The sequence below is a fragment of the Halorussus marinus genome (assembly GCF_004521895.1).
In the GTDB taxonomy this organism is placed as follows: domain Archaea; phylum Halobacteriota; class Halobacteria; order Halobacteriales; family Haladaptataceae; genus Halorussus; species Halorussus marinus.
On the sequence record NZ_SBIR01000002.1, the window covers coordinates 254,514 to 275,423 of the forward strand.

The following is a 20,910-nucleotide window of genomic DNA, read 5'->3' on the forward strand; positions in this document are numbered from 1 at the left end:
CGAATAGGGATACAGGCGTCCGTAGGTCGGGGCCAAACGCAGTCGGCGGGGTCGGAACTCCCCGTGAGAGACTCCATGAAGCCCAGCGAGAACGTCGCGACCGCTCAGTCACGTCCCAGTCCGAGCGTAACGGCTACCGCGACGATAGCCGCGATTACTCCGATCGCCAGCGGCACCGGCTGACGCAGGAACGAACCCCACTCCCAGCCGAAGAGAACGGAGCCACCGATGGCGATCACGGCGACGACGAGTCCGACGAGCGTACCGATGCTTGAGGTATCGCGCGCTGGCAACATACGAAATGATTACTATCCTACAATATAAACCGTCCTCGCACGACTCCAAGAGCTGGAACTGTGGGTTCGCCCTGATCAGACCGGGTGGAGAAGTGTGCATGGAACGAGTGAATGAAGACGTACGCGAGATCAGCGGACTGCTGGCCGACGACATCACCCAGCGAATCCTCGTCGAAACGACTGAGCAACCAATGTCCGCGAACGAACTGAGCGACGCCTGTGACGTGTCACCTCAAACCGTGTATCGGCGACTAGAGAGACTACAGGAGTACGAGCTGGTCACCGAAGCCGTCGCGCTGGACGACGACGGCCACCACCACAAGGTATACACCGCGACGCTCGATCAGGTCACGATCAAGCTGACCGCGGACGGGTTCGAGTTCGATCTCTCTCTCCGTCAGCGCATGGCCGCGCGCTTTAGACAGTTCGTTACCGAGGTGCGTGATCGATGAGTCCGTTTCAGCCCAGCCCCGCGATACAATCACAGATCGCGTTCGTACTCACGGCTATCTCGACGGTTCTGGGACTCGCAGTCGGCTATCTCGCGCTACGTGGCTACTGGCAGAGCCGACACCGACCGATGTTTTTCGTCGCCGTCGGTTTCTTCCTCGTCTTCTGGACGCCGGTGTTCCTCGTCCTCGGGCCGTATCTCGTCCCGCTCGTCGGGCCGTTCGTGTACGGGATGCTGGGAGAGATCAGTCGGATCGTCGGCCTTCTCTCCATTCTGTACGGGTTACGGATGCCGTACGTCCAACGCACGTCGTAGCCGTCCACTCGGGAACGCGGGTTACGCAGTCTTCGACGTCGTGGCCCTCTCTGTCCGCGAGTTGGGAGCATCTGTGCCGTCACAACGGACGCAGAGTCGCTCGGCCGAACGCCGAGAGCGCGATTCTGTATATCTGAATCTGGTTTATCGAGAGTGACGAACCGACGCGTCACCGTTTTGGCCCGTAAGCGCGTAGGGTCCGCTAATGGACAGAGACGACGCTATCGAGCGCGTCGAGGAGATTCTGCGGACGGTCGAGACCGAGACGATGCCGGTCCCGGTTCGAGAGCTGTGGGTGTACGGCGACGTCGCGCTGGGGCTGGACCCGGTCGAGCGCCTCGACGTGTACGTCACCAAAGACATCCTGCTCGACGGCGACGCCGACCGCGAGTCGGAGTTCCGGCGCTCGCACGGAGTCGAAGGCGTCGGCAAGACCGTCCGGGCCGAGTGGGCCGACGACCACTCCGAGCACATCCGCGCCAACGACAGCGGCCACGCGGCGCCCGAGAAGTGTCTGGCCGCCCACCTGCTACCCGACGACGAGCCGGTCCACCTCGAAGTCTGCAATTCCAGCTTCGAGGACAACGTGACCCAGCGGCTCAGGGGAGCGATCGCCCGGGAAGCCTACGAGCAGATCCTCGATCCGCGGGGCGTCTGTCTGTGGGTCGACGGCGAACGCAGCGACGAGGCCCTCGGGAAGCTCCGCGAGAGCGAACTCGCGTTCCCGACCCTGCCCGACGCGCTGGAGATGCTCGGGATGGACGCCGACCGAACCGACACGGCCGCCGAGGCGGTCGAGTCCTACCGGAAACGCCAAGAGGGCGCGACGGTCCGAGGCGACGTGGTGTAGCGAGGGACCGTCGCGACGTCTCCGAACGCTCACGTCCGTCAGACCGATCCGACGGTCACGTAGAAGGGGACGACCTCGGCGCGGCGGTACTCGCCCGCCCGCATCTGTTCGATGACGGTCCGTCCCATCTCGCGCCAGTCGGTCCGGAGGTCGTCGTACTCGCCGGCCGAGAGGTCCCCGTCGAGTAGGGTCGCCCGGTCGTCGGCCAGCCCCGCGCCCGAGGCCTTCCGGCGGGCCGACCGGAGGTCGCGCTCGGCGTACGGGGGTTCGGTCGTGCGCGCGTGGACGTACCGCCGGGTGCGGACGTCCGAGAGCCCGACCTCGCGGAACGCCTCGCGGGTCCCCTCGCCTCCGAGCGTCACGTCGGTCTCGACGCCCGACAGGTACGCCCGGCGGGCGCGCGCCGAGAGGTCGCTCTCTCGCTCGACGGTCGATTCGACCGACACCGCGGAGTTGTCGGGCTCGATCGCGGCCACGAGGTCCGAGGAGACTCGCCGGAACTCCCGGACCGCGTGGGCCGGTTCGGGGAGGTTGATGAGTAGCGCCTGACACACCGCCAGATCGACCGCGTCCTCGCACAACGGGAGTCGGAGGGCGTCGCCGGCGACGACCGGGACTCCGGGCTGGTCGGTGTCGTCCCGGCCGGCGGCGACCGCCAGCAGGTCGCGGTCGGCGTCACAGCCGACCACCTCGCCGGGCGACTCCTCGGCGAGCACGCGGGCGAGTTCGCCGGTGCCACAGCCGACGTCGAGGATTCGCTCGCGGGACCCGAGTTCGAGGTCCGAAAGCGCCTCCCGGTCGTCCCACATGCCCCGGCGGGTGTCCCGAAGGTAGTCGGCGGAGAACTCTCGCACGGTTCTGGGCCCGCTACGGCCCGGTCCCGGAAAAGTCGGGCGGTTCGAGCCGGCGATAAACCGTATCTCGGTCGATGAAATCCGGCGACGCCCGCGAGCGCTCGGGACTCGAACGCGGGGTCTCGGTCGGGCGCCGGCCCGGAACTTCGCCGCGACGCCAACCTTGATGGCGACCGGCGGACCTACTCGGAGACAGTGTCGTCTCCTCGTGCGGACTTCGTCTCCGGCGTTCGAGTCTCGCTGCCGATCCTGCTGGGCATCGCCCCGTTCGGGATGGTCGCCGGCGTCGCGGCCGTCGGCGCCGGCGTACCGACCGTCGAGGCGCTCGCGATGTCGGTCGTCATCTTCGCGGGGGCGTCCCAGCTCGCGGCCGCCGAGCTCATCGGACGGAACGCGCCCGCGGTCGTGGTCGTGGTCACCGTCCTCGTCATCAACGTCCGGATGGTGATGTACAGCGCCTCGATCGCGCCCTACTTCCGGGACCAGCCCGGGCGCTGGAAGGCGCTGGTGGCGTACCTGCTCACAGATCAGGCGTACGCGGTCTCGCTGCTGGAGTTCGAGAGCGACGGCGAGACCGCCCGGCGGTGGTACTATCTGGGCGTGGCGGCGTCGCTGTGGGTGACTTGGCAGGTCGCGACCGTCGCGGGCATCGCGCTCGGCGCGAGCGTTCCCGACGGCTGGCGCCTCGAGTTCGCGGTGCCGCTGGTCTTTCTCGCGGTGCTCGTCCCCGCGGTCACCGACCGAGCGACCGGGGCCGCCGCGCTCGTCGGCGGGTCGGTCGCGGTGACAGCCAACGGGCTCCCGTTCAACCTCGGGCTGATCGTCGCGGCGGTGGTGGGAATCGGGGCCGGCCTGCTGGTCGAGGAGGTGGCGTAGATGGCGACCGACTACGGCGCCGTGACTCTCTGGGTGATCATCGTCGCCGGCGGGGTCGGGACGTTCGCCTACCGGTTCTCGTTCATCGCGCTGTTCGGGCGCCTCGACGACGTGCCCGAAGGGGTCGAGCGGGCGCTCCGGTTCGTCCCCGCGGCGGTGCTGGCGGCGTTAGTTGCGCCGGACCTCTTTCTCGCCGAGGGGTCGGCGGGCGTCTCGGTCGCGAACCCGCGGGTGGCGGCCGGCGCGCTCGCGGCCGCGGTCGCGTGGCGCACGGAGGACATCGCGGCGACGCTCGGGTCCGGGATGGTCGCGCTGTGGGCGCTGTCGGCGCTGTAGTCTCAGAGCCGATCGCGGAGCGTGGCGCCAACCGCGACAGCGACGGCGACGAGCGCGAGACCGAGCGCGATCGGACTGTCGACGCCGTCGCCGAACCGCCAGCCGAACGCGACGTAGCCGACGAGCGCGAGGACGAACATGGCCACCCCGATCGCTCGGGTCGCCGTGGAAGTCGAGCGCATGATCGGGCGTTCACCGCGTACGTGTAAAACAGTTAGGACGAACGGTAGCGAGTCGACGCGTCGGGTCGGCGCTCACTCGGCGGGGCTGGCCGCGCGCAGTTCCTTGACTCGCTCGATGTTCCACGCGAAGCCCCGGCCGTCCTCGTGGGGCGTTTCGAGCACCAGCGGCACGTCCTCGATCGCTGGGTGGTTGACGAACGCGTCCATGCCCGCCTCGCCGATGAGCCCCTCGCCGATGTGGGCGTGCTCGTCTTTGTTGGTGCCACACTCGTGTTTGGAGTCGTTGAGGTGAACACACTGCAGGTGGTCGAGCCCGACCACGTCGTCGAACACCGCCAGCGTCTCCTCGACCGCCTCGGGGGTCGAGAGGTCGTAGCCGGCCGCGAACGCGTGGGCGGTGTCGAGACAGACGTCGAGGTCCTGGTCGGTGCGATCGAGCACCGCCGCGAGGTGCTCGAAGTCGCCCCCGAGTTTGGTGCCCGAACCGGCGTCGCTCTCGACGAGGACGGTCACGCCCTCCGGAACGTCGAGTTCGTCGAGCGCGCTGGCGGCGTTGTCGAGGCCGGCGTCGACCCCCGCGCCGGTGTGGGCGCCGAGGTGGACGTTCACGAACGGGATGTCGAGTGTGGCGGCGGCGTCGACCTCCTTTTGCATGCTGTCGATCGACTTCGACCGGAGGTCGTCTTTCGGGGTACAGAGGTTCACGAGGTACGACGAGTGGATGACCCACGGTCCGACGTCGTGGTCGGCCGAGAGCTCGCGGAACCGCTCGGCCTCCTCGTCGCCGATGTTGGGGTCCTGCCAGACCTGCGGGGAGTGGGTGAAGATCTGGCCGCAGTTGCCGCCGTCCTCGATCTGGGCGTCGACGGCGTTGTAGACGCCGCCCGCGATGGATTCGTGCGCGCCGACTTTCATGTGCGTTCGGAGGGAAGGCGTCCCTTTAGTGGCTTCGGAACCGGTGAGGCCGGCGCTCGGGGACGGGGCGGCGCGGCCTCAGAAGGAATTTTTAAGTCGGGGCGACGGGAGGAGCGACTATGAGCGACTCCCAAGGGCTGGCGACGGGCGAACGCGCACCCAACGTCTCGGCGCCGCTCGTCGGACCGGACGGGGAGGCCACCGAGACCCCGTTGGCCGACCTCTGGAACGACAAGCCGGTGTTGCTCAGCTTCTACACCAACGACTTCAGCCCCGACTGCATCGAGGAGTGGTGTGCGTTCCGCGACTACGACTGGTTCACCAGCAACGACGACGTGCAGGTCGTCGGCGTCAGCAAGTCCCGGGCCTACACCCACGAGAAGTTCATCGACTACCTCGATCTGAGCTTCCCGCTGTACGCCGACTGCGACCTCGCGATCTCCGACGCCTTCGGGGTGACCTACCGGACGTTCAAGATCGCGACCAGATCGCGGCGGTCGTGTTTCCTCCTGGACAGCGACGGGGTGGTCCGGTACAAGTGGGTGGGCGAGCATCCGCTCGACCCGACCCGCGACCAGCCGCCGATCTCCGAGATCCACGAGATCATCGCCGAGGAGTTCGGCGGCGAGGGGCCCGAGACGTTCGGCTTCTAATCGAGAGGGTCCTCGCGGTCCCGGACCCACGCCTCGCTCTCGAACTTGGCCGTCGCGCGGTCGCGTGCGCGATCGAGTTCGTCGTCGGTCCACGAACCGGCCTCGGCATCGGCCCACTCTCTGAGGGCGTCTTCGACGGCCTCGACGGCGTCCTCGCGGGCGACGCCCGCCTGTTCGCGTATCGACGTCACGCGCTCGCGGAACTCGACGGGCGTCGTCGCCGGGTCGGCGAACGTCGCGAGGTGGCGCTCGGCGTCGACGTCGAACTTGAGCGAGCCGTGCTGGATGACCGCGTCCTTCCGGCGGTACTGGGCGTTGCCCGAGATCTTGCGAGCGTGGCCGTCGGCGCGGTCTGTCGAACCGCCCGCGACCACGTCGTGAGCGGGGTGGAGCTCCCGGAGGTAGCAGGCGGGCTGGTGGATCTCGGGGAGCTTCTCGTCGGTGAACTCGGCGTCCACCCCGAGGCGTTCGAAGGCGTCGAAGATCGGCTCGCAGAGGAGCTCGTAGGTCTCCATCAGATCGCCCGGAAGCTCGTCGGCGGGCGCGACGATGGTGTAGGAGATGTCGGCGTACTCGTCGTGATAGATGCCGCCACCGCCGGTCGGGCGCCGGGTGACGGTGATCCCCTCCCGATCGCAGAACTCCCACGCCACCGTGTCGGGGTCCTGCCGGTAGCCAAGCGAGAGGGTGCTCGGCTCCCACCGGTACACCCGGACCGTCCGGGGGCCGCCGGCGGCCGCCGTCTCGGCGGCGACCTCGTCGAGCGCCATGTTCGTCGGGCCGCGCCGGGACTCCTCGGGGATCAGCCGCCACTCGCGGTCGGACAGCGCCATACCGGGGGTTCGCGCGAGGGGACCAAGTGGATTGCGGAGCCCCGGCGGGCCGACCGCTTCGAGAAAAGACTAAGTGTTTTAGGCTCGCCTAAACAAGTATGAGGTCGACCCGAAAACCCCGAACGCGTCGGAGCCGAGCGTGGGCGTACGTCTGTGCCGGCCTGTTCGGCCCGGCCGAGGCCGACGACCCGGACGGCGACGACGCGCGATAGGCCGTCGAGCGCGGACGCGCGGGGCTTTTACCCGCCCGACGCGTAGGCGCGACTAATGGTTCAGAACGTCGCGGGCATGCTGACCGAGTTGGAGCCCGAGGACTTCCACCTGCTGTCGGGCGTCGAGCAGGGGATGCGGTTCTCGGAGTGGGTCGCTCGCGAGAAGATTCCGGAGTTCTCGCGGCTCACCGCCGAGGAGGTCGACTACCGGCTCGACCGGTGTCTCGACCACGAACTCTTGGAGCGCCGGACGATACAGTACGAGGGCTACAAGCTCAAGTTCGAGGGGTACGACGCGCTGGCGCTACACACCTTCGCCGAGCGCGAGAGCGTCGAGGGGTTCGGCGCGCCCCTCGGGGTCGGCAAAGAGAGCGACGTCTACGAGGTCCAGTCGTACAAGCCCCTCGCGCTCAAGTACCACCGCGAGGGGTTCACCAACTTCCGGGAGGTGATGAAAGAGCGCGACTACACCGCCGACCGCGAGCACGTCTCGTGGCTCTACACCGCCCGGAAGGCGGCCGAGCGCGAGTACGAGGCGCTGGAGGCGCTCTACCCCGACGTGGCGGTCCCCCGGCCCGTCGACCACAACCGCCACGCGATCGTGATGGAGAAGATCGACGGCGTGGAACTCTCTCGGACGAAGCTAGAGGACGAGCAGGTCGTCGCCGTCCTCGATCTGATCCTCGCGGAGATGGGCGACGCCTACGCGGCGGGATACGTCCACGCCGACATGAGCGAGTACAACGTCTTCGTCAACGAGGGCGGCATCACCATCTTCGACTGGCCGCAGGCGACCCCGACCGACCACGAGAACGCCGCCGAACTGCTCGAACGCGACGTCGAGAACGTTGTCGGGTACTTCCGACGGAAATACCCCCGAATCGTGCCCGACGAGGTCGACGCCGCCGGGCTGGCGACCGGCCTCGCGGACGGGTCGTTCGAGTCCGTCCGCGAGTACGGCTCAGAACACTAGCGATACCACCGCCAACACGAGGAACACGATCACCAGCCACTTCGCGACGTCCATCGACAGGCCCGCGATCCCGCCCGCGCCGAGCGCGCCGGCGATGATGGCGAGGACGAAGAACGCGATCGCGAGTTCGAGGACCGCCATGCTATCGACCCCCGAAACCGCAGGGCGATCGAACGGCCGTGCGCCGACGGCGCAGTTGGAGTTCCTGCATGACAGCACGTACCCGCTCTCCACCGTTAGTTATTAGCCGGGTATGTCTCCGATAAGCCGGCGTTAGTGCGTGGGACGGTCGGGAACGGTTGCAACGGAAGACGAAGCCCTTAAATCCGAACGACGAGAACCCCGAGTAACTCGCTGGCGGACGGGCACCAGCGGGCACCTGCGCGTCGCGCCGACCGCTTCCGGTCGGTCGCGACCGCGGGACGGAATGTGGCCTGCGGGGTGCGTTGCACCTCGGGACGTCGAGCGGGGTCGCCCGCGAGACGGGGCTGAACCACCAACGCCCGTGGTGATAACCATGGCAAAGAGCTTCTACTCGCACATCAAGGACGCGTGGAAAAACCCCAACGACGGGGATCTCGGCGAACTGCAGTGGCAGCGAAAGCAGGAGTGGCGCGAGCAGGGCGCCATCGAGCGCATCGAGCGACCGACGCGCCTCGACAAGGCCCGCGAACTCGGCTACAAGGCCAAACAGGGCGTCGTGCTGGCTCGGGTCAGCGTCCGGAAGGGCTCGGCCCGCAAAGAGCGGTTCACCGCGGGCCGCCGGTCGAAGCGCCAGGGCGTCAACCGGATCTACCGGCGCAAGAACCTCCAGCGCATCGCCGAGGAGCGTTCGAGCCGGAAGTACCGCAACCTGCGCGTGCTCAACTCCTACTGGGTCGGCGAAGACGGCAGTCAGAAGTGGTTCGAAGTGATCATGATCGACCCCGAGCACGGCGCCATCCAGAGCGACGACGAGCTGAACTGGATCTGCGACGACAACCACAAGGGTCGGGCCTTCCGCGGGCTGACCAGCGCGGGCAAGAGCAACCGGGGCCTCCAGCAGAAGGGCAAGGGCACCGAGCACAACCGCCCGAGCAACAACGGCGGTCAGGGCCGCGCGAAGTAGCCCCCGGACGTTCGAACACAGTTTTCCGCGATTCGGTCGCCGGCCAGCGGCGGCTTTTTACCCCGAGACCGCCAACGACCGGGCATGAGCCTCTCGCTCGATCCGACGCAACTCGACCGCTACTCGCGCCACATCATCATGGACGAGGTGGGGCCGGAGGGCCAGCAGGCCCTGCTCGACGCCGCCGTGCTGGTGGTCGGCGCCGGCGGGCTCGGATCGCCGGTCGTCCAGTACCTCGCGGCCGCGGGCGTGGGCACGATCGGCGTCGCCGACGACGACGAGGTGGAACTGAGCAACCTCCAGCGCCAGATCATCCACGGCAACGACGACGTCGGTCGGCCCAAGGTCGAGTCGGCGGCCGACTTCGTCGCCGACCTCAACCCCGACGTCGACGTCGAGACCCACGAGGTCCGCGTCGAGCCAGACAACGTCGAGGATCTGATCGCGGAGTACGACTTCGTGGTCGACGCGACCGACAACTTCCGGACGCGCTATCTGGTCAACGACGCCTGCACGCTCTCGGGGACGCCGTTCTCCCACGGCGCCATCTACAAGTTCGAGGGGCAGGTCACGACCTTCACCACCGAGGGGCCGTGCTACCGGTGTCTGTTCCCCGAAGCGCCCCCGGAGGGGATGGTCGCCGACTGTGCGACCACCGGCGTGCTCGGCGCGCTCCCGGGAACGATCGGCAACATTCAGGCCACCGAGACGCTCAAGTGCCTGCTTGGCGCGGGCGAGCCCCTCGACGGGCGGATGATCTTCTACGACGCGATGGAGATGAGCTTCGAGGAGGTCCAGTTCCGCCCGAACCCAGACTGTCCGATCTGTGGCGACGACCCCATCGAGTCGGTCGCGGAGGTGTCGTACGCCGAGGAGTCGTGTCCGGTGAACGCGGACTGACGCGTCGGCGTTTCACGCGGTCGAGCCGACCGATTTCCGAACCTTGAGAATCGGATTCTACTTATATGTCTCCGGGGAGCCACGGTTCACATGTGAGGTGAACGACGATGGCCACTACCCAAATCACAGACGACGCGAATTCGTTCGAGAGCACCATCGGCGGGGTCACGGTCCGAGGCAAGGCCCACAGCCTGAGCGCGTGGTTCGTGCTCGCGCTCCGGCTCATGATGGGGTACGCGTTCTTCTACTCCGGCTGGACGAAGATCGCGGCCGCCGAGCCGTTCGACGCGCAGGGGTACCTCCTCCACGGGGTCGCCGACGCGAGCCCGCTGGTCGGGGTGTTTACGTGGATGGGCAACACCCCCTGGTTCGTCGACTTCGTGAACGTCGCGGTGCCGTGGGGCGAGCTCCTCATCGGGCTCGGGCTCCTCGTCGGCGCGATGGTCCGGCTCGCGGCGTTCTTCGGGGCCTTCATGATGCTGATGTTCTACTTCGGCAACTGGGAGGTCGCCCACGGGCTCATCAACGGTGACTTCGCGTACATGCTCGTGTTCCTCGCGGTCGCGGCGTTCGGCGCCGGCCGGATCGTGGGGCTCGACGCGCTGATTGAGAAGTTCGAACTCGACGGCGAAGCGCTGGTCGAGAAGTACCCGAAGCTCCGGTACGTGCTCGGGTGACCGACTCGCGTCCCACCGGGACCGACGGTCCCGGACCCCTTCGACGCTCGACGCTTCGGGCCGTCGTCAACGTTCGGTGAACGCGTGACGCATGAACCGCAACTGAGTCGCGTAGTCGTTCCATTCCTCTCTCGTCGTGAGCGCGTACTCCGCGAGCGGTTGGTTCCGGATCAGTTCGAGCTCGACGAGCCGCGTTCGAGCCGGCGTCGGGAGCCGTTCGAACGACTTGACGGTCCGACCGGTCTTGCGCGGGCGGCCGCCGGCCGAGAACCGAACCGGATCGGCGTCTTCGATCGCACCCCGGCGCGAGCGGATCCAGATCTCGTACTCGCCGAACGGCTCGGTGTCGGTCGGCGGGCCGTCGCGAGTGATCTGTGCCTTGAAGCGCATCCCGGGCGACGGGAGCGCCGACCGCTCCCAGAGGAACCCGTCGACGGTCAGTTTGAGCTCTCGGGCCCGGGTCACCCCGCCGTTGAACCGGAGCTTCCCACACCGGTAGGTCGCGTCGCCGATAGCGAAGTCATCGAGCGCCTCGTATCGGACGTCGGTCTCGTACTGGAACGGTAACGGCGTGTGGAACGCCTGTTCGCGGATCGGGCGGCGCTCGCGGTCGTCGCCAGCGTCCGACGACGACCCGGCCCACTCGCGGGCGTTTCCGTCTTTGGGATCGATCCACGTCGACATACGTAATGATTTATAATTTTGTAGTATAAATCTACCGGGGCGACACGCCACCGGGCGCCCGACCGCAGACGAGAGCGGCCGCGCCGCCAGACCGGCCGTTCGTCGGTCGTACCGCCGAGCGTCCGAGTCCGCCCGTGTCGCGGCCGCCACGCTCGTCTCGGAATCTCGTCCGTTCCGCCGACTGGACGAGGGGGCAGTTCCGGCCGAACTACGGGCGATCCCCGACCTTTTGTGCCGGCCGACGCTACCCCGGGGCATGAGCCAGTCCGCAGCGACCGTCACGGTGTACTCCGATTACGTCTGTCCGTTCTGCTATCTCGGCCGCGAGTCGCTCCGGGAGTACCGGGCGTCCCGCGAGGGCGACCTCGAAGTCGACTGGCACCCGTTCGACCTCCGGTCGGGCAAGCGCAACCCCGACGGGACGATCGACCACTCGGTCGAGGACGGAAAGGGCGAGGACTACTACGAACAGGCCCGCGAGAACGTCCGGCGCCTCCAAGAAGAGTACGGCGTCGAGATGGCCCAGGAGATCGCGACCGACGTCGACTCGCTTCCCGCCCAGATCGCCTCCTACTACGTGAAGACCAACCGCGACTACGAGACGTGGCTGGCGTTCGACGTCGCGATCTTCGAGGCGCTCTGGCAGGACGGGGCCGACATCGGCGACGCGGACCTGCTGGTCGACCTCGCCGAGGAGGCCGGGGTCGACGGAGCCGAGATCCGGTCGGCGCTCGACGACGAGCGCCTCCGCGAGGCGGTCCGCGCGAAGTTCACCGAGGCCCAACAGCAGGGCGTGACCGGCGTCCCGACGTTCGCCTACGACGGCCACGCCGCCCGCGGGGCCGTCCCCCCGGAACACCTCGAACGACTGGTCGAGGGGACCTGAGCCCCGAACGCGCGGTCGACTCCACGCGCTTTTACGCTCGCGGTGCGTACCCCACGCTATGAGCGAAACAGCCGAGCGCGTCGCGACGGCCTGTCCGTCGTGTTCGCCCGACGCCGAGACCGTCCACGAGGTGCTGTCCTCGGGCGGCGGTCGCGTCACCGTGCGGTGCACCGAGTGCAGTCACGTCCACAAGACCCAGATCGAGCGCGAAGACGACGTCGAGCGCGACGTCGTCGTCTCACAGGACGGCGAGTCGTTCACCGCGACCGCCGAGGCGCCGCCCTCAGAGACGGTGGCGGTCGGCGAGGAGTTCGTCCTCGAAACGCCCGAGGCGATCATGGTCGTCCGGATCACCGACCTCCAACTCGGCGACGAGGTTCGGAAAGAAGAGGCCACGGTCGAGGACGTCGAGACGTTCTGGACCCGCGCGGTCGACAACGTCCGCGTGAACGTCACCGTCAACCCCGACGACGGCCGCGAGGAGGAATCAAAGAGCGTCAAGGTCGACGTGCCCGGCGACTTCGAGTTCGAGGTCGGGGCAAGCGAGGAGTTCGGCGACGAGAAGTTCCGAGTCAAGTCGATCGCGCTCCGCGACGACGCCGTCGGCTACGACTTCGACCCGCTCAGCGAGGACGGCGACACCGCGGTCGCGAAGGACATCAAACGAGTGTACGCCGACGACGAGACCTCGTCGGCCTGGTCGGCGTGGTAAGGGGGTGAGCGAGCGTGACACCAGGTGGGGGCCCGAGCTTCGAGGACGCGCGCGAACGCATGGTCGGCCGGCTCGCCGACCGCGAGGACCTGTCGGAGGCGACGCTCGCGGCGATGCGGGCGGTCCCGCGCCACGAGTTCGTCCCGCCGAACCGCCGCGACCGGGCCTACGAGGACCGACCGTTACCGATCGGCGACGACCAGACGATCAGCGCGCCCCACATGGTGGCGTCGATGGTCGACCAGCTCGATCTCGATTCCGGCGAATCGGTCCTCGAAATCGGGACCGGGTGTGGGTATCACGCCGCGGTCACCGCCGAAGTCGTCGGGGCCGAGAACGTCTCCAGCGTCGAGTACCACGAGTCGCTCGCCGAGTCGGCCCGCGAGCGACTCGCCGAGTTGGGCTACGGCGACGTCTCGATCCGGGTCGGCGACGGCCACGAGGGGTGGCGGGCACACGCGCCGTACGACGCCGCCTACCTGACCTGCGCCGCGACCGCGCTCCCCGAGGCGGTGGTCGAACAGGTACGACCCGGCGGACGACTGCTCGGCCCGATCGGCGCGGCGGCCGGCGCCCAGCGGCTCGTCTACGCCCGGCGGCGGGCCGACGGATCGCTCGATCGGGAGACCCGCGGCCGGGTCCGGTTCGTCCCGATGCAGGAAGACTAAGCCGCCCGAGGCTCCTTCTGTCGGTATGGACTACCGCGAAGCGCTGCTGTTGCGAGCCGCCCGCGAGAGCGGCGTGCTGGCGGCGGTGACCACCGACGCCGGGACGCCGAACGCGGTCGCCGACCGGGCCGGCGTGACCGAGCGCGCCGCCCGCATCACCCTCGACGCGATGGCGGAACTGGGCTACCTCGAATCGGTCGACGGCGAGTACGAGATCACGAACCGCGCGCTCGGGTTCGTCGCCAAGGCCGACGTGCGCTCGATCGGACCCGTGCCACACGCCCTCGACTGCGTCGAGCGGTGGATCCGACTCCCCGAGACCATGGCGTCGGGCGAGCCGCCCGAACCGCCCGCCGAGTGGACGACCAACTTCGCGGGCGCGATGGCCAGCGTCGACGAGGCCCTCGTCCGCGCGTGTGTCACCGCCGCGGTCCACCGCCACCCCGACGCCGAGCGCGTCCTCGACGCGGGCGGCGGCCCCGGAGCGTTCGCGGCGGAGTTCGCCAGCCGCGGGTTCGACGTGACGCTGTTCGACCGGCCGGACGTGATCGACATCGACCGGAAACTCCTCGAACACGAACCGATCGAGCTGGTCGAAGGCGACGCGACCGAGAGCCTGCCGGCAGGGTTCGATCTGGTGTTCTGCTCGCGGGTCGCCCACGGGCTCGGCCCCGACGAGAACCGCCGACTGCTCGCCAACGCGTACGACGCGCTCGACCCGGGCGGCGCGGTCGTCCTCGTCGACAGCCTCCGGGGCCGGGCCGACGGCGCCGCTCTGCTCGGCGCGCACATGCTCGCCCAGACCGAGCGCGGCGACACCTACACCGAGGCCCGGTTCACCGAGTGGCTGGAAGCCGCCGGCTTCGAGTCGATCGAGGTCCGGGACGTGCCCGGCACCGACCGACAGGTCGTCGCCGGGCGACGACCGACCGAGTGAGTGGGATCGCCGGGGTCGGGACAGCGTCGGCGCTCGTCGACCCGATCGGGCCCCCGAGTCCGGCCGCGGCCGCGCGATTCAAGACCCTCGACCACCACCGTGGAGACATGGAACTCGCGGTGCTGCGCGACGACATGGTCGACAGCCTCGAACACCCCTCGAAGGGGTTCGTCGCCAGCGACGAAGTCAGCGCGGCGATGCGGGCGGTCCCGCGCCACGAGTTCGTGGAGGACGATCGGCTGGCCTACGCCGACCGGTCGTTCGAGCACAGGGGGACCCGCGTTCTCGCGCCCAGTACCGCCGCCCGCCTGCTGGAGGCCCTCGACGCGTCGGCCGGCGACTCGGTCCTCGTCGTGGGCGCCGGCGTCGGTTACACCGCGGCCGTCCTCGCGGAGATCGTCGGCGAGCGAAACGTCCACGCCGTCGACATCACACGGAGTCTCGTGCTCGACGCGCGGGCGAACCTCTCGACAGCGGGGTACGACGGCGTGTTCGTCGACCGTCGGAACGGCGCCGACGGACTCCCGGAGTACGCGCCGTTCGACCGCATTCTGGTGGAGGCCGCCGCGGTCGAGCCGCCCCGGGCGCTGATCGACCAGCTCGCGCCCGACGGCCGGCTGGTGATTCCGCTCGGGACCGGCGAGCAGTCGCTGACGATCGTGACCGACGATGAGTCGGCGTCCCGGCCGCTCGGGACCGTGCTGTTCGCGCCGCTGCTCGCCGACGGCGAGCACGCAGACGCCGTCGAGCGCAACCGGACCGTCCGCGAGGACCGCGAGCGCGCCGATCGGGCCCGCGAACGCCGGACCGGCTGGGAGCACGACTGGATCGACTGGGACGGCTACTCGTAGTCGGCCAACACGAGTATCGCGGTGTTTTCCCGATCGTCGGCGTACTCGGTGCCGGCGGGGGGCTTTATCGACACGTCGAGGGTTCCCTCCGGCTGATTCGAACCCAGTTCGGGGTCGATGTCGACGGTCGCCCGACCGTCGTCGCCGGTCGTCCCGGTGGCGACGCCGTCGATCGTCGCCGTGCCGCTCCGGACGACGACCGTCGCGTCCGAGACCGGGGCGCCGTCCGGGTCGACCACTTCGACCTCGACGCTCTGGTCGGTCGGACCGACCACGTCCGGCGACGGTCTGGCGTCGAGTTCGGTCACGGTGAGGCCGTTCAGCCCCGAGAGCATGTTCATCATCACGCCGAGGCTGGCGACCCCGACCACGAGAGCGATGACGAGTCGGATCGGGAGCCCCTCGATGGCGCGGTCGTCGTCGCGAAAGCGGTCGAACGCGGTGCAATCGAAGGGATCCGGACAGCCCAGTGGGTGAGCCATAGCCGGGGCTGGTCCCGGCTTCGGATTTAAACCCTCGCGCGAACGTTTATCCACCGAACCGCGCCAACCGGATCGCGTGTCCCGAATCCTCGGTCGCCGCGAGTCGGAGTCCGATCCCGAACGCCCGGCGGGCCACCTCGGTTCGTATCGCGCACGCGACGGAAGCCCCGGCGCGCGGGTCCGCCTCGACTTCGAGTCGTCCCACGCGGGCGTCGTGGTGGGCAAGCGCGGCTACGGCAAGTCCTACACGCTGGGCGTCCTCGCCGAAGAACTCGCCGACTCGATGGGGGTCGCCCCGATCGTCGCGGACCCGATGGGAATCTTCGACTCGCTCGGGACGCTCGGCGCCGAGGTGGTCGCCGAGCCCCGGGTAGCCGCCGACGCGCTCGGCCCGCGGACGTGGTGTGACCTGCTGGGGCTCGCCCCGGACTCGGCGGTCGGGGCGCTGGTCTGGCGGGCCGCCGCGGCCCGGGCGACGCTCGAGGGAATGCAGTCGTTCGTCGCTGGCGCCGACACGGAAGCCGATCGGTCGACCAGACGGGCCGCGGAGAACCACCTCGCGCTCGCCGACTCGTGGGACGCGTTCGCGCCGGACGGGCTGACCGCCGCCGACCTCCTCGGCGACCCCCCGGAGGCGGCGTCCGAGACGCGTTCGGGCGTCGTGGTCGACCTCTCCGGGCTGGACGCCGAGGCCGCGAACGCGGTCGTACGCGGGATCGCTCGCGACCTCTACGACCACTGCGTCCGCGAACGCCCGGCCCGGCTCCCGTGGCTACTCGTCGACGAGGCCCACGCGTTTTTCGACGGCGTCGCGGGGCCCGCGCTCCGGACCGTCCTGACCCGGGGTCGCCAGCCAGGGGTCAGCCTCGTGGCGGCCACCCAGCGCCCGGCCGCGTTGCCGGCGGTCGCGGTCTCGCAGGCCGACCTCCTGTTCGCCCACCGGCTCACGTCTCGGGCGGACATAGACGCCCTCGGGGACGCCCGGCCGACGTACGTCGCGTCGGCGCTCGGCGAGCGACTCCCCGAGAACCCCGGCGAAGCGCTCGTGGTCGACGACGCGACCGAGAGCGTCCACGCGGTCCGGATCCGCGAGCGCGAGACGGCCCACGGCGGGGGCGGATCGCGGGCGTCCGATCGGGCGTGAGGCTTCGAAAACGGTATCCCGCCGCCGCGTCTCCTCACGGCCGGATGTCGGACACGAACCCCACGGGCGCGAGCCCGGGGGCGCTTCGACCGCTCGCACTGGTCGCGATCGGCGGGTTCGCCGGGGCGGTGGCTCGCTACGCCGTCGGAGTGGCGCTCCCGGCGAGCTTCCCGTGGGGGACGCTCGCGGTCAACGTCGCGGGGAGCTTCGCGCTGGGTGCGTTGAGCTACGAGTCTCGGCTGGTCGGTCGAGTCGGCCCCCGGACCCGGCTGATGGCCGGGACCGGCTTTCTCTCGTCGTTTACCACCTACAGCACGTTCGCGGTCGAGACCGCCGCGCTCTCGCCCGCGCTCGCGGTCGCGAACGTCGGCGCGAACTACGGACTCGGGTTCGTCGGGGTGGTGGCCGCCCGCGCAGTCGTCTCGGGGGTGGCGAGATGAACGCCCCGCTGTTGGTCGGTGCGGGCGGCGTCCTCGGGGCGGTGGCTCGCTACGCGGTCGGCCGGCGCCTTCCGGGTCGGACCGCGGACACCTTCGCGGTGAACGTCCTCGGGAGCCTCGCGCTCGGAGCCCTGACCGTGGGCGTTCCGGCGAACGCGCCGGTTTCGGCCGCGTTCGGCGTCGGGTTCTGCGGGGCCTTCACGACGTTTTCGAGTTTCGCCGTCGAGACGGTAACGCTCTACGAAGAAGGGCGACGGCGGGCGGCGGTCCGGAACGCCGTGCTCAACCTCGTCGGCGCGCTGATCGCGGTCGGGATCGGTGGCTGGCTGGCGAGCGCCCTCGGATGAGCCCCGTCGAGTGTCGGTGATCGTCGATCGCGAGCCGCCCAGATCAGACGTAGCGAGCGCACGCTACACGAGGCTCGTCGGGATGAGTCGCGGAAGAAAGCGCCCGAGGCGGGATTTGAACCACGGTCGTTCCACTCGCCGCGCTCGGTCACTTCCTGTTTCAAATCCCTTCGATCACGGGCTCGCCGGAGACGAGTGCCCGAGGCAACCGAAGCAGTGCTCGTCGGGATGAGTCGCGGAAGAAAGCGCCCGAGGCGGGATTTGAACCCGCGTCACAACCGTGACAGGGTTGTATGATGGGCCACTACACCACCCGGGCTTTCGTCTGCACTTGCCCCTTTCGCCGGCTTATATTAAGGCGTGCCGGTTTCGTGCGCCATCGGTGTGTGCTACCGGATGTCAAGACCACTCGGTTGCCTTCACCACGGGGTCGGTGCGTTTCAGTTCGGTCCCCTCGCCCGTGTGCTTCGTCTCCAGGACCGTCCGGGGAATGGGTCGACACCTATTCTACAACGGCTTCCACCCCGTGTTCCCGTGGATGGCGTTTCTGCTGTACGGGATGATTCTCGGCCGGATGGATCTCCAGAACATCTCCCCTCGGCGACGCGTGATGGGCGGTGCGATCGCCGTCGCGGTCGCGGCGGAATCCGTCTCGTGGATACTCACCGAGACAGTGGCCGGCAGTCTCCACTCGGTGCCGCGGTCGGATATCGCGTTCCTGTTCGGGACACAGCCGATGCCGCCGATGCCCCTCTACATTCTCGCGGGGGCTGGTACCGCAACGATAGTGATAACGGGCTGTCTCGAGTTCCGTGAACACGTCTCTAACGAAGACCTGCTTCAGCCGTTCGTCGCGACCGGACAGATGGCGTTGAGCCTCTACGTCGCACACGTCTTGCTCGGAATGGGTGCTCTGGAGGCGATCGGCCGTCTCGAAGACCAATCGCCGCCCTTCGCGATGGCCAGCGCGCTGACGTTCTCCGTACTAAGTATCGGCTTCTCGTATCTGTGGCTCCGACGGTACTCGCGGAGTCCGCTCGAACAGGTCATGCGCACGCTGACAGATAGAGAACTCTGGTCGTGAGAACTACCGGTGGGGGAAACCGCCAGCGGGCGTTCGATTTGACCGAGCGTTCGCTCGGAGCTAGCGGCTCGCGAGTCGACGTCACCAGAAAGCGCCCGAGGCGGGATTTGAACCCGCGTCACAACCGTGACAGGGTTGTATGATGGGCCACTACACCACCCGGGCTTTCGAACGCATTCAGTCGTTGACCTCGGTCGGACTTAAGGCTTCTCAAACGAGTCCGGTGTGGTCGACGGTCGCGTGGGGGACTGCGCCCCAAACAATTTATACTTCGACGCAGTTCGTGACACCAATAGGCGCCCGACCGTGGCCGGGAGACGGGCGCGGCCCGGGCCGGATAGCCCGTCGTGTGGCCCCTACTTAGCAAGTCTTAAATGAGCGACGCGTGTAATGCCCTGTAGTATCTCGTGACAGCCATTTCTTCACTTTCCCAGAGAGCCCATCGCCACACATGGTAGACGTAAGCCAACACAACCTCGTTCCGGACCACAGCATCGTCGACGATGCCGAGTTAGACGACGTGCTGGAGGAGTACGACATCAAAGAGACCGACTTACCCAAGATCAAGCGGACCGACCCCGCGTTGCCCGACGACGCCGAGGTCGGCGACGTCATCAAGATCGTGCGCGACTCCCGAACGACCGACACCGCGACCGTATACCGACTCGTCGTAGAATAATGAACAGGGAAGATCGACGCGCCATATCGCAGGAGTATTTCTCGAAAGAACGGCTCGCAGAGCACCACTACCGCTCGTTCAACTCGTTTCTCGAGCGGGGGATGCAGCGGGTAGTCGACGAGAAAGAGACCATCGACACCGACATCGGCGACAAAGAAGACGAGGAGCCGGTCCACGTCGAACTCGGCGACGTCCGGGTCGTGACGCCGCGAGTCCGGGAGGCCGACGGGAGCGAGGAGCTCCTCTACCCTCAGGAGGCCCGGCTTCGAAACATCACCTACGCCGCGCCCGTGTTCATGGAGATGTCCATCGTCAAGGGCGAGGGCGAGGACGAACGCGTGGTCGACGCCACCGAGACCAAGGTGGGCCGGATGCCCATCATGGTCGGCTCCCAGAAGTGTAACATCGCGGGCTTCTCCGACGAGGAACTCATCGACATCGGCGAGGACCCGGCCGACCCCGGCGGCTACTTCATCGTCAACGGCTCCGAGAGGGTGCTGATGACGAGCGAGGACCTCGCGCCGAACAAGATCCTCGCGGAGTACGACAGCAAGTACGGCGACGAGATTCAGGTCGCCAAAACCTTCAGCCAGCGTCGGGGCTACCGCGCGCTGGTGCTCGTCGAGCGGACCCGCGACGGCCTGCTCGAAGTGTCGTTCCCGTCGGTCTCGGGGAGCGTCAACTTCGTCACGCTCGTCCGAGCGCTCGGGCTCGAATCCGACGAGGAGATCGTCCACCGGGTCTCCGACGACCCCGAGATCGTGAAGTTCATGCTGGAGAACCTGGAGGCCGCCGACGTCCAGACCGAGGAAGAGGCGATCGAGACCCTCGGCAAGCGCGTCGCCTCCGGACAGGGCAAAAACTACCAGCTCAAGCGCGCGAACTACGTCATCGACCGCTACCTCCTGCCTCACCTCCACGAGGAGGGCGTCGAGGAAGAGGACGTCCGCATCAACAAGGCCTACTACCTCTGTCGGATGGCCGAGGCGTGTTTCGAGCTCGCGCTCGAACGCCGCGAGTCCGACGACAAGGACCACTACGCGAACAAGCGCCTGAAGGTCTCGGGCGACCTCATGAAGGACCTGTTCCGGACGGCGCTCAACAAGCTGGCACGCGACGTGAAGTACCAGCTCGAACGCGCCAACATGCGCAACCGTCAGCTGTCGGTCAACACCGTGGTCCGGTCGGACGTGCTGACCGAGCGGCTCGAACACCCCATCGCGACGGGCAACTGGGTCGGCGGCCGGTCGGGCGTCTCCCAGCTGGTCGATCGCACCGACTTCATGGGCGTGTTGAGCCACCTCCGGCGGCTTCGCTCGCCGCTCTCCCGGAGCCAGCCCCACTTCGAGGCGCGGGACCTCCACGCGACCCAGTGGGGTCGCATCTGTCCCTCCGAGACCCCGGAGGGGCCAAACTGTGGGCTGGTGAAGAACTTCGCGCAGGCGATGGAGCTGTCACAGAACGTCGAGGACGAACAGGGCCTGAAACGAGAACTGGCGTCGATGGGTGTCGAGGGGATCCCCGGCATCGAGGGCGTCGAACCAACAGCAAGCGCAGACGACTAA

General features: G+C 68.1%; 29 protein-coding genes and 2 tRNA genes. 21 read left to right on the forward strand and 10 right to left on the reverse strand.

Annotated features, from left to right (window positions below):
• Positions 1 to 104: 104 nt before the first annotated feature.
• On the reverse strand, positions 105 to 296 hold the full coding sequence (locus EPL04_RS03535; RefSeq protein WP_134669469.1) for a multidrug transporter: 192 nt from the start codon (positions 294 to 296) through the stop codon (positions 105 to 107).
• A gap of 98 nt (positions 297 to 394) precedes the next feature.
• On the opposite strand from EPL04_RS03535, the gene EPL04_RS03540 reads away from it, so the two are divergent.
• From EPL04_RS03540 to EPL04_RS03550, 3 genes are all read left to right on the forward strand, one after another.
• Positions 395 to 748 carry an ArsR/SmtB family transcription factor gene (locus tag EPL04_RS03540; RefSeq protein WP_244605527.1) on the forward strand — a complete coding sequence of 118 codons (354 nt, stop codon included), beginning with the start codon at positions 395 to 397 and terminating at the stop codon, positions 746 to 748.
• Positions 745 to 1,062, forward strand: a complete 318-nt coding sequence (locus tag EPL04_RS03545) for a DUF7521 family protein (RefSeq protein WP_134669473.1) — start codon at positions 745 to 747, stop codon at positions 1,060 to 1,062. The genes EPL04_RS03540 and EPL04_RS03545 overlap by 4 nt, the downstream gene beginning before the upstream one ends.
• Positions 1,063 to 1,267: 205 nt before the next feature.
• A complete protein-coding gene (locus EPL04_RS03550) occupies positions 1,268 to 1,912 on the forward strand; it encodes a DUF7095 family protein (protein WP_134669475.1) in 645 nt (214 codons plus the stop codon).
• A 38-nt stretch (positions 1,913 to 1,950) separates the two neighbouring features.
• Here the strand turns inward: EPL04_RS03550 and EPL04_RS03555 are convergent, their stop codons facing one another.
• Positions 1,951 to 2,766, reverse strand: a complete 816-nt coding sequence (locus tag EPL04_RS03555) for a class I SAM-dependent methyltransferase (RefSeq protein ID WP_134669477.1) — start codon at positions 2,764 to 2,766, stop codon at positions 1,951 to 1,953.
• Positions 2,767 to 2,961: 195 nt separating this feature from the next.
• On the opposite strand from EPL04_RS03555, the gene EPL04_RS03560 reads away from it, so the two are divergent.
• Together EPL04_RS03560 and EPL04_RS03565 are read left to right on the forward strand one after the other, a co-directional pair.
• Positions 2,962 to 3,642, forward strand: a complete 681-nt coding sequence (locus EPL04_RS03560; protein ID WP_244605528.1) for an AzlC family ABC transporter permease — start codon at positions 2,962 to 2,964, stop codon at positions 3,640 to 3,642.
• Positions 3,643 to 3,978, forward strand: coding sequence for an AzlD domain-containing protein (locus tag EPL04_RS03565; RefSeq protein ID WP_134669479.1), 336 nt, complete (start codon positions 3,643 to 3,645; stop codon positions 3,976 to 3,978).
• A gap of 2 nt (positions 3,979 to 3,980) precedes the next feature.
• Here the strand turns inward: EPL04_RS03565 and EPL04_RS03570 are convergent, their stop codons facing one another.
• Both EPL04_RS03570 and EPL04_RS03575 read right to left on the reverse strand, forming a co-directional pair.
• A complete protein-coding gene (locus EPL04_RS03570; RefSeq protein ID WP_134669481.1) occupies positions 3,981 to 4,160 on the reverse strand; it encodes a hypothetical protein in 180 nt (59 codons plus the stop codon).
• Between the two features lie 72 nt (positions 4,161 to 4,232).
• A complete protein-coding gene (locus EPL04_RS03575; RefSeq protein WP_134669483.1) occupies positions 4,233 to 5,075 on the reverse strand; it encodes a deoxyribonuclease IV in 843 nt (280 codons plus the stop codon).
• Between the two features lie 119 nt (positions 5,076 to 5,194).
• Here EPL04_RS03575 and EPL04_RS03580 point away from each other — a divergent pair, with 119 nt between their 5' ends.
• On the forward strand, positions 5,195 to 5,728 hold the full coding sequence (locus EPL04_RS03580; RefSeq protein ID WP_134669485.1) for a redoxin domain-containing protein: 534 nt from the start codon (positions 5,195 to 5,197) through the stop codon (positions 5,726 to 5,728).
• Here the strand turns inward: EPL04_RS03580 and EPL04_RS03585 are convergent.
• Entirely contained in the window at positions 5,725 to 6,561 is an 837-nt protein-coding gene (locus EPL04_RS03585) for a lipoate--protein ligase family protein (protein WP_134669487.1), read from the reverse strand. The genes EPL04_RS03580 and EPL04_RS03585 overlap by 4 nt on opposite strands.
• Before the next feature lie 267 nt (positions 6,562 to 6,828).
• Here EPL04_RS03585 and EPL04_RS03590 point away from each other — a divergent pair, with 267 nt between their 5' ends.
• The gene (locus EPL04_RS03590; RefSeq protein WP_134669489.1) at positions 6,829 to 7,746 is read left to right on the forward strand and encodes a serine/threonine-protein kinase RIO2; all 918 of its coding nucleotides are present in this window, start codon (positions 6,829 to 6,831) and stop codon (positions 7,744 to 7,746) included.
• On the opposite strand, the gene EPL04_RS03595 is transcribed toward EPL04_RS03590, so the two are convergent.
• Entirely contained in the window at positions 7,735 to 7,887 is a 153-nt protein-coding gene (locus EPL04_RS03595; RefSeq protein ID WP_134669491.1) for a DUF1328 family protein, read from the reverse strand. The two genes, EPL04_RS03590 and EPL04_RS03595, sit on opposite strands and share 12 nt — an antisense overlap.
• Positions 7,888 to 8,263: 376 nt before the next feature.
• Between EPL04_RS03595 and EPL04_RS03600 the strand changes: the two genes are divergently transcribed.
• From EPL04_RS03600 to EPL04_RS03610, 3 genes are all read left to right on the forward strand, one after another.
• Entirely contained in the window at positions 8,264 to 8,854 is a 591-nt protein-coding gene (locus EPL04_RS03600; RefSeq protein WP_134669493.1) for a 50S ribosomal protein L15e, read from the forward strand.
• A gap of 84 nt (positions 8,855 to 8,938) precedes the next feature.
• Entirely contained in the window at positions 8,939 to 9,754 is an 816-nt protein-coding gene (gene ubaA, locus EPL04_RS03605; protein ID WP_134669495.1) for an SAMP-activating enzyme E1, read from the forward strand.
• Positions 9,755 to 9,861: 107 nt separating this feature from the next.
• The gene (locus EPL04_RS03610) at positions 9,862 to 10,431 is read left to right on the forward strand and encodes a DoxX family membrane protein (RefSeq protein WP_134669497.1); all 570 of its coding nucleotides are present in this window, start codon (positions 9,862 to 9,864) and stop codon (positions 10,429 to 10,431) included.
• 66 nt (positions 10,432 to 10,497) lie between these two features.
• Here EPL04_RS03610 and EPL04_RS03615 read toward each other — a convergent pair whose 3' ends face one another.
• A complete protein-coding gene (locus EPL04_RS03615; protein WP_134669499.1) occupies positions 10,498 to 11,115 on the reverse strand; it encodes a hypothetical protein in 618 nt (205 codons plus the stop codon).
• A gap of 256 nt (positions 11,116 to 11,371) precedes the next feature.
• Between EPL04_RS03615 and EPL04_RS03620 the strand changes: the two genes are divergently transcribed.
• The 5 genes from EPL04_RS03620 to EPL04_RS03640 all read left to right on the forward strand — a co-directional run bounded on the left by EPL04_RS03620 (position 11,372) and on the right by EPL04_RS03640 (position 15,169).
• The gene (locus tag EPL04_RS03620; protein WP_134669501.1) at positions 11,372 to 12,001 is read left to right on the forward strand and encodes a DsbA family oxidoreductase; all 630 of its coding nucleotides are present in this window, start codon (positions 11,372 to 11,374) and stop codon (positions 11,999 to 12,001) included.
• 58 nt (positions 12,002 to 12,059) lie between these two features.
• A complete protein-coding gene (locus EPL04_RS03625) occupies positions 12,060 to 12,713 on the forward strand; it encodes an HVO_0476 family zinc finger protein (RefSeq protein WP_134669502.1) in 654 nt (217 codons plus the stop codon).
• Positions 12,714 to 12,727: 14 nt separating this feature from the next.
• The gene (locus EPL04_RS03630) at positions 12,728 to 13,381 is read left to right on the forward strand and encodes a protein-L-isoaspartate(D-aspartate) O-methyltransferase (protein ID WP_280177958.1); all 654 of its coding nucleotides are present in this window, start codon (positions 12,728 to 12,730) and stop codon (positions 13,379 to 13,381) included.
• A 25-nt stretch (positions 13,382 to 13,406) separates the two neighbouring features.
• Positions 13,407 to 14,318, forward strand: coding sequence for a methyltransferase (locus EPL04_RS03635; RefSeq protein WP_134669504.1), 912 nt, complete (start codon positions 13,407 to 13,409; stop codon positions 14,316 to 14,318).
• 107 nt (positions 14,319 to 14,425) lie between these two features.
• Complete coding sequence (locus EPL04_RS03640; RefSeq protein WP_134669698.1) at positions 14,426 to 15,169, forward strand: protein-L-isoaspartate O-methyltransferase family protein; 744 nt, start codon at positions 14,426 to 14,428, stop codon at positions 15,167 to 15,169.
• On the opposite strand, the gene EPL04_RS03645 is transcribed toward EPL04_RS03640, so the two are convergent.
• Entirely contained in the window at positions 15,160 to 15,651 is a 492-nt protein-coding gene (locus EPL04_RS03645) for a DUF7382 domain-containing protein (protein WP_134669506.1), read from the reverse strand. The genes EPL04_RS03640 and EPL04_RS03645 overlap by 10 nt on opposite strands.
• Positions 15,652 to 15,727: 76 nt before the next feature.
• Here EPL04_RS03645 and EPL04_RS03650 point away from each other — a divergent pair, with 76 nt between their 5' ends.
• From EPL04_RS03650 to crcB (EPL04_RS03660), 3 genes are read left to right on the forward strand one after another with little or no spacing between them, the layout of a single operon-like run.
• The gene (locus tag EPL04_RS03650; protein WP_134669508.1) at positions 15,728 to 16,795 is read left to right on the forward strand and encodes an ATP-binding protein; all 1,068 of its coding nucleotides are present in this window, start codon (positions 15,728 to 15,730) and stop codon (positions 16,793 to 16,795) included.
• Between the two features lie 44 nt (positions 16,796 to 16,839).
• Positions 16,840 to 17,235 (forward strand): fluoride efflux transporter CrcB, encoded by a 396-nt coding sequence (gene crcB / locus EPL04_RS03655; RefSeq protein ID WP_134669510.1) that lies wholly within the window; start codon positions 16,840 to 16,842, stop codon positions 17,233 to 17,235.
• Positions 17,232 to 17,582 carry a fluoride efflux transporter CrcB gene (gene crcB / locus EPL04_RS03660; RefSeq protein ID WP_134669512.1) on the forward strand — a complete coding sequence of 117 codons (351 nt, stop codon included), beginning with the start codon at positions 17,232 to 17,234 and terminating at the stop codon, positions 17,580 to 17,582. The genes crcB (EPL04_RS03655) and crcB (EPL04_RS03660) overlap by 4 nt, the downstream gene beginning before the upstream one ends.
• A gap of 246 nt (positions 17,583 to 17,828) precedes the next feature.
• Here the strand turns inward: crcB (EPL04_RS03660) and EPL04_RS03665 are convergent.
• Positions 17,829 to 17,901: transfer RNA gene (locus EPL04_RS03665), tRNA-Asp, on the reverse strand.
• A gap of 219 nt (positions 17,902 to 18,120) precedes the next feature.
• On the opposite strand from EPL04_RS03665, the gene EPL04_RS03670 reads away from it, so the two are divergent.
• Positions 18,121 to 18,666 carry a DUF418 domain-containing protein gene (locus EPL04_RS03670; protein ID WP_209019555.1) on the forward strand — a complete coding sequence of 182 codons (546 nt, stop codon included), beginning with the start codon at positions 18,121 to 18,123 and terminating at the stop codon, positions 18,664 to 18,666.
• Between the two features lie 92 nt (positions 18,667 to 18,758).
• Here EPL04_RS03670 and EPL04_RS03675 read toward each other — a convergent pair.
• Positions 18,759 to 18,831, reverse strand: a tRNA-Asp gene (locus tag EPL04_RS03675).
• A 286-nt stretch (positions 18,832 to 19,117) separates the two neighbouring features.
• On the opposite strand from EPL04_RS03675, the gene EPL04_RS03680 reads away from it, so the two are divergent.
• Entirely contained in the window at positions 19,118 to 19,345 is a 228-nt protein-coding gene (locus EPL04_RS03680) for a DNA-directed RNA polymerase subunit H (protein ID WP_134669514.1), read from the forward strand.
• Positions 19,345 to 20,910, forward strand: coding sequence for a DNA-directed RNA polymerase subunit B'' (locus tag EPL04_RS03685; protein WP_134669516.1), 1,566 nt, complete (start codon positions 19,345 to 19,347; stop codon positions 20,908 to 20,910). The genes EPL04_RS03680 and EPL04_RS03685 overlap by 1 nt, the downstream gene beginning before the upstream one ends.

Coding starts and splice junctions, on each gene's coding strand:
- EPL04_RS03540 (WP_244605527.1), top strand. CDS start 395: ATGGAACGAGTGAATGAAGACGTACGCGAGATCAGCGGACTGCTGGCC.
- crcB (WP_134669510.1), top strand. CDS start 16,840: ATGTCGGACACGAACCCCACGGGCGCGAGCCCGGGGGCGCTTCGACCG.
- ubaA (WP_134669495.1), top strand. CDS start 8,939: ATGAGCCTCTCGCTCGATCCGACGCAACTCGACCGCTACTCGCGCCAC.
- EPL04_RS03645 (WP_134669506.1), bottom strand. CDS start 15,651: ATGGCTCACCCACTGGGCTGTCCGGATCCCTTCGATTGCACCGCGTTC.
- EPL04_RS03640 (WP_134669698.1), top strand. CDS start 14,426: ATGGAACTCGCGGTGCTGCGCGACGACATGGTCGACAGCCTCGAACAC.
- EPL04_RS03585 (WP_134669487.1), bottom strand. CDS start 6,561: ATGGCGCTGTCCGACCGCGAGTGGCGGCTGATCCCCGAGGAGTCCCGG.
- EPL04_RS03625 (WP_134669502.1), top strand. CDS start 12,060: ATGAGCGAAACAGCCGAGCGCGTCGCGACGGCCTGTCCGTCGTGTTCG.
- EPL04_RS03685 (WP_134669516.1), top strand. CDS start 19,345: ATGAACAGGGAAGATCGACGCGCCATATCGCAGGAGTATTTCTCGAAA.
- EPL04_RS03620 (WP_134669501.1), top strand. CDS start 11,372: ATGAGCCAGTCCGCAGCGACCGTCACGGTGTACTCCGATTACGTCTGT.
- EPL04_RS03535 (WP_134669469.1), bottom strand. CDS start 296: ATGTTGCCAGCGCGCGATACCTCAAGCATCGGTACGCTCGTCGGACTC.
- EPL04_RS03590 (WP_134669489.1), top strand. CDS start 6,829: ATGGTTCAGAACGTCGCGGGCATGCTGACCGAGTTGGAGCCCGAGGAC.
- EPL04_RS03680 (WP_134669514.1), top strand. CDS start 19,118: ATGGTAGACGTAAGCCAACACAACCTCGTTCCGGACCACAGCATCGTC.
- EPL04_RS03635 (WP_134669504.1), top strand. CDS start 13,407: ATGGACTACCGCGAAGCGCTGCTGTTGCGAGCCGCCCGCGAGAGCGGC.
- EPL04_RS03550 (WP_134669475.1), top strand. CDS start 1,268: ATGGACAGAGACGACGCTATCGAGCGCGTCGAGGAGATTCTGCGGACG.
- EPL04_RS03545 (WP_134669473.1), top strand. CDS start 745: ATGAGTCCGTTTCAGCCCAGCCCCGCGATACAATCACAGATCGCGTTC.
- EPL04_RS03565 (WP_134669479.1), top strand. CDS start 3,643: ATGGCGACCGACTACGGCGCCGTGACTCTCTGGGTGATCATCGTCGCC.
- EPL04_RS03570 (WP_134669481.1), bottom strand. CDS start 4,160: ATGCGCTCGACTTCCACGGCGACCCGAGCGATCGGGGTGGCCATGTTC.
- EPL04_RS03580 (WP_134669485.1), top strand. CDS start 5,195: ATGAGCGACTCCCAAGGGCTGGCGACGGGCGAACGCGCACCCAACGTC.
- EPL04_RS03610 (WP_134669497.1), top strand. CDS start 9,862: ATGGCCACTACCCAAATCACAGACGACGCGAATTCGTTCGAGAGCACC.
- EPL04_RS03595 (WP_134669491.1), bottom strand. CDS start 7,887: ATGGCGGTCCTCGAACTCGCGATCGCGTTCTTCGTCCTCGCCATCATC.
- EPL04_RS03600 (WP_134669493.1), top strand. CDS start 8,264: ATGGCAAAGAGCTTCTACTCGCACATCAAGGACGCGTGGAAAAACCCC.
- EPL04_RS03615 (WP_134669499.1), bottom strand. CDS start 11,115: ATGTCGACGTGGATCGATCCCAAAGACGGAAACGCCCGCGAGTGGGCC.
- EPL04_RS03575 (WP_134669483.1), bottom strand. CDS start 5,075: ATGAAAGTCGGCGCGCACGAATCCATCGCGGGCGGCGTCTACAACGCC.
- crcB (WP_134669512.1), top strand. CDS start 17,232: ATGAACGCCCCGCTGTTGGTCGGTGCGGGCGGCGTCCTCGGGGCGGTG.
- EPL04_RS03670 (WP_209019555.1), top strand. CDS start 18,121: ATGGCGTTTCTGCTGTACGGGATGATTCTCGGCCGGATGGATCTCCAG.